Here is a 6,424-nt window from a genome sequence, read left to right on the forward strand (position 1 = left end):
GATTTATATTTTGCAATCTACCATTTTGTTCTTTTTCTTTTTTTAGTCTTTCATAACCGTCAAGAAAAAGATAGTCATTAATGCCTAAAACTTTAAATTCAGGAGGTAGATTTTCTATATCTTTAATATATCTCTCCCACACTTCTTCGGTATCGTTGCCATAATGCTGAACAATAGACAATGGCGTATGAATGTGTAAATCCCATTTATTCCACTCTGAACCAATGCTCATTTTATAATCCTCAATAAAAATATTATAACTCTTTTTTAAGCAGCTCAAGCAGTGCAAATTTAAGCTCGTCAATGTTTTCGTTTGTCGCTGATGAGATCGGCAAAATAAAATATGGTTTTGAATGATCAAAGCTGAGTAAATCTTGTTTGTAGATAAATTTACCGTTTTGCTCTGGCTTTAGCTTTAAAAATTTCATAAATTCTTTTATGTTTTCATCTAAATTTTCCGCTGCATCGACTCTGGTGATAGCGATAGCATAGTCCCTGCTAGCAAGCACGCTTGAAAATTTAGCGACTTCTTCTTTTAGCACACTAAACTGCTCGCTCATACCTCTATAATTTGCTCCGTCTATCATAAAAAGTAAAATTTTATTTCGCTCGATATGTTTTAGAAATTTAACGCCTAAACCGCGTCCATCGCTCGCCCCTTCGATGATACCAGGGATGTCAGCCATGACAAAGCCACTAAACTCATCGACCTCAACAAGGCCAAGCTTTGGCGTAAGCGTTGTAAATTCGTAGTTTGCGATCTGCGGTTTGGCATTTGATACTGTTGAAATAAGAGTTGATTTACCAACATTTGGAAAGCCCACTAAACCAACATCAGCAATAAGCTTTAGCTCAAGCCTGACCTCTACGCTCTCTTCAGGCATGCCTTTTTGTGCGTATTCTGGAGCTTGGTTGATAGAGCTTTTAAAGTGGAAATTTCCGAGTCCGCCTTTACCGCCCTTTAAAAATAGTGTCTTTTGACCCTCGCTAACTATATCGCAGAGCAGCTCATTTGTCTGTGCATCATAAACAGCTGTGCCAGGAGGGACTATGAGTTCTAAATTTTCGCCCTTTTTGCCAGTCATTCGCTTGCCCATGCCAGCTTCACCATTGCCAGCCTTCATGGCTCTTTTACCCTTATAATTTGCTAAAGTATGGGTATTGTTGTCACAAACAAAATAAACATCTCCCCCATCTCCCCCATCTCCGCCATCAGGACCACCTAAAATGACATGTTTTTCACGACGAAAACTCACAGCTCCAGCTCCACCATGCCCCGAACTTAGAGTCAATCTTGCACTATCTATAAACATTTTTTACCTTAAATTTTTTATTTGGATTATATCCAACTTTACTGAAATTAAATCGTGATATCTTGTCTAAAATAAAGCAAAAATGAGCACTATGAAGCCTAAAATATAAAGTTATGGTTGATTTAAAATTTCTCTCAAACAGCTATTTGAAAAATTCTAAACACTAAATAAAAATTTTGATTTTTGAATAATTTTAAGAAAGAAAGGGGCGATTGCCCCTAAGATTATGCAGCTGGATAAACAGATACTTTTTTTCTGTTTTTATCAAGTCTTTCAAATTTTACAAAGCCATCGACTAATGCAAAAATTGTGTGATCTTTGCCAAGACCTACGTTATTTCCAGCGTGAGTTGCTGTTCCTCTTTGGCGGATGATTATATTTCCAGCACGAACGAACTCACCACCAAATTTCTTAACACCTAATCGGCGTCCAATACTATCACGGTTATTTTGGGTTGAACCCTGACCTTTTTTGTGTGCCATATCTTATCTCCTTAAGCTGCGATACTTACGACTTTTACACGTGTAAATTGTCTTCTAAAGCCGCGTTTTAGTTTTGAGTCTTTACGTCTGCGTTTTTTGTAGATAACTACTTTTTTGTCTTTGCCTTCATTAACGACCTCAAGAACAACTTTTGCACCCTTCACAAATGGCGCACCTACCTTTACTTCGCCGTCATTTACAGCCAAAACTTCTGTAATCTCAACGGTTGATTTAGCTTCAGCACTAAAGTGATCTAGCTTAAGGAACTCACCCTCGCTAACACGATATTGCTTACCGCCATGCTTAAATATAGCGTATTTTGACATACTCTACCTTTCTAAAATTTGGTAAGACCAAAAAGCACTTTTTTGCAAAAGATTTATGGAGCTTTGTTGGTTGTAAGGTGTGAATATTAGCCAAAAGTTTATAAATTCTACTTTAATGCCCCTGATCTTATGATCTCATCGGCTAAATTTCTTATCATAGAGCTATGATCTAAGAAAAATGTTTTGTCACTTGGCAAATGTGGCTGATATACTAGCGTTTTAGCTACTGGCGCATTTAAGATAATATTTATCAGTTCAAACTCAGGTGGCAAAACAAAATAGAGTTTTGGTTTGGGAATTTCTTCTTGAAAAAGCCTTTGCGCGTAAAATTTACTGAAATTTTCGCTCTTTGGTAGCTTGATCTCTTTAAAAAGATCAAATGGCAAAAAGTAACGCGCCAAAGCGTAAAGTCCGTGTGCGAAAATATAAAGCCTTTTTTCAAATTTAGGCGCCTCTATCCTACCAAATGTAGAGCAAAATTTCTGTAAATGCTCGCTCATAGCAGCCACATCTTTTTTATGTAGGGCAAGCACAAATTTAACCGCCTCTCTTTCGTTTGCTGGTTTTTTAGACTCTGCAAAAGTGTGTGTCTTTTCAAGAGCAGGGGCGAGTAAATTTTCATCTTGCCAAAGCATCGCCGTTAGCAGATCATGCATAACGCATAGAAATTTATAGCCGTTTTTGCTAGGTGGCAGGCCTTTTGGAAATATCCTTGCCATGCTATCTGTGTCGCCACAAGCGATAGCAAAAAATGCCGGTATTAGTCTCTCACACTGATCGTATCCACCGCTGCATCCTGGGAGTAAATTTAGCCTAGCGTATTGAAAAATGAGATCATTTAGTGCCTCGGCGTCGCCATCAGCTAGGCACTTTTCAAGGCAAAAGTCGTAGCGTCTAGCTCTTGAAAAAGAGAGTAATCGTATGAGCTCACATAAAAAGTCGTATTCGTTTAAATTTTTCTCTTTTATTTGGGTGTAAATGCTTGCATACTCGTCCAAAAGTAGCTCTTCGTCGCTTTTTGGTGGTTTTTTGGCTTTGAAAATGTTAAATAAGCCTTCTAAAAATGACATTTTGTTTGCTCCTTATTTTTGCTAATTTTAGCCAAAAACGCCTAAAATGGCTTAGTTTTTTTGAATTGCAAAATTTAAATTTAGCGGATAGTTTAACCGCATTTTGGCTATAATCGCCCTAAATTTAAGCGAGCTTAGGACAAAGATGGCAGGCGAAGATCAGGAAAAAACCGAAGAAGCGACCCCCAAAAAGATAGAAGATGCCAAAAAAGACGGCAACGTTCCCAAAAGTCAGGACCTAGCTGGGTTTGTGACCCTAGTTATTGCTATTGGCGTACTACTTGCAATGCTAAATTTTATGAAAGAACAGATCATCTCACTTTATATCTACTACTCAAAATTTATCGGTCAACCACTTACCTTGCCAACTGTAAAAATGATCGTCGTAAATACCTTTGCAAGGTCGCTTCTTATGATACTTCCAGTTTGTATCTGTGTGGCGATCGCTGGTGTTATCGCAAATGTAATGCAGTTTGGATTTATCTTTACCACAAAGCCTATAATGCCAAATTTTGGCAAGATAAACCCGCTAAAGGGGCTAAAAAATTTATTCTCGATGAAAAAAGTGATAGACAGCATTAAGATCGTGCTAAAAGTTAGCATCGTCTTTGGAGTTGGATTTTATTTTTTCTTGCAGTTTATAAAGGAGTTGCCACACACGCTCTTTTTCTCTATGTTTAATCAGCTTGCTTGGCTAAAAGAAAAGCTCATCATTCTTGTTAGTGTCATGCTTTTTATTCTTTTTGTGATCGGACTTATCGACCTTCTCATCGTACGTTTTCAATACTTTAAAGACCTTCGTATGAGCAAGCAAGAGATAAAAGATGAGTATAAGCAAATGGAAGGAGATCCGCAAGTGAAGGGCAGAATTCGTCAAGCACAAATGCGTGCAGCCAAGCGTAGAATGATGCAAAATATCCCACAAGCTGACGTAGTCATCACAAACCCTACTCACTACGCCGTAGCGATAAGATATGATAAAAGTCGTGACGAAGCACCGATAATACTTGCAAAAGGTGTTGATTTTTTAGCACTGCAAATCAAAAAAATAGCCGTTGAAAATGGTGTGCAAATTTATGAAAATCCACCACTCGCAAGAGAGCTTTATAAAATTTGTGAAGTCGATGATACGATACCAGCACATCTTTTTAGGGCCGTAGCCGAAGTGCTAAGCTTCGTTTATATGAGCAATAAACAAAAATTTAAAGATAAGCTTTGATAAATTCTACTCTTGCCACTAGAAATTACTAGTAGCAAGAGAATTTATCTATTATAGATATCCAAAAGCAGTTGCAAAAATATAGCCAAATATACAAGAGGATATAACGCCAATAAGTCCCGGAATGATAAAGCTGTGATTGATAACAAATTTACCAATATGTGTCGTACCGCTTCTATCAAACTGGATAGCCGCAAGGTCGCTTGGATATGTTGGCAGGATGTAGTATCCGTAGCAAGCTGGCGCAAAAGCTAGAATGATAGCAGGATTAACATCGATATTTAATGCTAATGGCACAAATGCAACCAAGGCTGCAGCTTGAGAATTTACAAATTTTGAGATAATCAAGAGCATAACCGCATAAGTCCAAGGATGCTCTTTTACGATGCTTCCTAGCGCCTCTTTCATCATCGGAGTATGCACTGCAAACATAGTCTCGGCCATCCAAGAGATACCAAATACTGCAACAAGAGCGATCATACCTGATCTAAATATCTCGTTTTTACCAATCTTGCTAGCATCTGTTGGTGTAAAGATTAAGATGATAGCGCCAGTTAAAAGCATGAAAATTTGGATAACATGAACCATGCTTAAGCTCTTTGAAGATGCTTGTTTGTTGCTTATATTGATGTAAGCACCTTGGAATTCTTCTTTTGCGCCTTTTTCATTTATATATGTTACTGCACCATCAGCTGTGCGAGTAAGAGTTTGATTTGCATCTTTGCCGATGATTTTAACTGATTGAGCTTTTTGATTGGCATTTAGCTTATCGTTTGCTACTTTTAGCTCAGCCGCCTCTGTTTGGATGCTAGCATCTTTTATTTTTAAGGTTTTTAAAACTTTTTGTTCAGTTGGAAGGTTAGCTATTACTTGAACGACTGTTGCGTCTTTGTAAGTAGTCCAGCTTGGGCGAAGATCTTTAAAATATCCAAGAAGTGCAACTACAAGGATAGAGCCTAAAAATATCCACATCGCAGCCCACTGATAGCCAGGAAGCTTTTTGCCTAAAAGTGTCGCACTATCGCCATAAACATATTTTTTAAACTCAGGATCTTGAAGCTTTGTTTGAAAGACTTCGTCTTTATCAAGATCTTTACCTCTAAACCAGCTAAAAATTCCTACCACTAAAACGCCACAAAATGTTGATGGAATCGTAATCTTTAAAAGATCTAAATATCCATCAAAGCCAGCTAGGTGAGTTTTAGCATTAATAAGAAAGCTTGTAAGAGTTACAACAGCAACTGAAACTGGACTTGCGATGATACCCATTTGTGAGGCTATCGAGCTTGCTGCCATTGGACGCTCTGGACGGATACCATTTTTGATAGCGATATCATAAACGATAGGAAGCACAGTATAAACAACGTGTCCAGTGCCGCATAAAATAGTAAGCGTACATGTTACAAATGGAGCTAAGATACTTACATATTTTGGATTTTTTCTAAGTATGGTTTCTGCTATTTGAAGCATGACATCAAGACCGCCACTAGCTTGAAGTGTAGCACTTGCCACAACGACAGCAAGGATAGTTAGCATAACATCAATAGCTGGCTTACCAGGCTCGATGTTAAATCCAAAAACAAGAACTATAAGACCGATACCGCCTAGCATACCAAGTGCGATACCGCCTTTTTTAGCTCCGTAGAACAAACAGATAAGGACAATGAGAAGCTGGATAGCAAACTGCATGCCTTCACTTAAATTCATGAGAAAATCCATGAAACCTCCTAAGTTAATATAAATTTAATCAAGATTATATCTCTTATGGATTTAGATTAAACTTATATTTTAAGGATGATTTGATACAAATATAACATTTTGATTAATAAGGCTTATTTAGGATAAAATTTATAAGATTATCTCTTACAAATTTTTTATTTGATCTTGAAATTTTTATTTGTCTTAGAATATATAAAATGAAAATAGCATTGTTATATTTTAAATTTATTAATAATAAAAATTTATTTAAATTTTATAAATAACCTAGAAGTCTTGTAAATACGAAATTTAATAG

At 37.0% G+C, this 6,424-nt stretch carries 7 protein-coding genes; 1 reads left to right on the forward strand and 6 read right to left on the reverse strand.

The window, feature by feature from the left end; genetic code table 11:
• From FZ949_RS09265 to FZ949_RS03610, 5 genes are all read right to left on the reverse strand, one after another.
• Positions 1–232: hypothetical protein (locus FZ949_RS09265; RefSeq protein ID WP_187424705.1), on the reverse strand; the 232-nt coding region annotated here is incomplete at its 3' end.
• A gap of 22 nt (positions 233–254) precedes the next feature.
• Entirely contained in the window at positions 255–1,313 is a 1,059-nt protein-coding gene (obgE, locus tag FZ949_RS03595; RefSeq protein ID WP_103580390.1) for a GTPase ObgE, read from the reverse strand.
• Between the two features lie 224 nt (positions 1,314–1,537).
• Positions 1,538–1,795 (reverse strand): 50S ribosomal protein L27, encoded by a 258-nt coding sequence (gene rpmA / locus FZ949_RS03600; protein ID WP_002942569.1) that lies wholly within the window; start codon positions 1,793–1,795, stop codon positions 1,538–1,540.
• Between the two features lie 11 nt (positions 1,796–1,806).
• Positions 1,807–2,121 carry a 50S ribosomal protein L21 gene (rplU, locus tag FZ949_RS03605; RefSeq protein WP_002942523.1) on the reverse strand — a complete coding sequence of 105 codons (315 nt, stop codon included), beginning with the start codon at positions 2,119–2,121 and terminating at the stop codon, positions 1,807–1,809.
• 107 nt (positions 2,122–2,228) lie between these two features.
• The gene (locus tag FZ949_RS03610; RefSeq protein WP_103580389.1) at positions 2,229–3,191 is read right to left on the reverse strand and encodes a hypothetical protein; all 963 of its coding nucleotides are present in this window, start codon (positions 3,189–3,191) and stop codon (positions 2,229–2,231) included.
• A 145-nt stretch (positions 3,192–3,336) separates the two neighbouring features.
• On the opposite strand from FZ949_RS03610, the gene flhB reads away from it, so the two are divergent.
• Positions 3,337–4,410 carry a flagellar biosynthesis protein FlhB gene (flhB, locus tag FZ949_RS03615; RefSeq protein WP_103580388.1) on the forward strand — a complete coding sequence of 358 codons (1,074 nt, stop codon included), beginning with the start codon at positions 3,337–3,339 and terminating at the stop codon, positions 4,408–4,410.
• A 51-nt stretch (positions 4,411–4,461) separates the two neighbouring features.
• On the opposite strand, the gene FZ949_RS03620 is transcribed toward flhB, so the two are convergent.
• Positions 4,462–6,129, reverse strand: a complete 1,668-nt coding sequence (locus FZ949_RS03620) for an anaerobic C4-dicarboxylate transporter (protein WP_103580387.1) — start codon at positions 6,127–6,129, stop codon at positions 4,462–4,464.
• Between the last annotated feature and the right edge of the window lie 295 nt (positions 6,130–6,424).

Source organism: Campylobacter concisus, from assembly GCF_902460545.1.
Classification (GTDB): Bacteria; Campylobacterota; Campylobacteria; order Campylobacterales; family Campylobacteraceae; genus Campylobacter_A; species Campylobacter_A concisus_AE.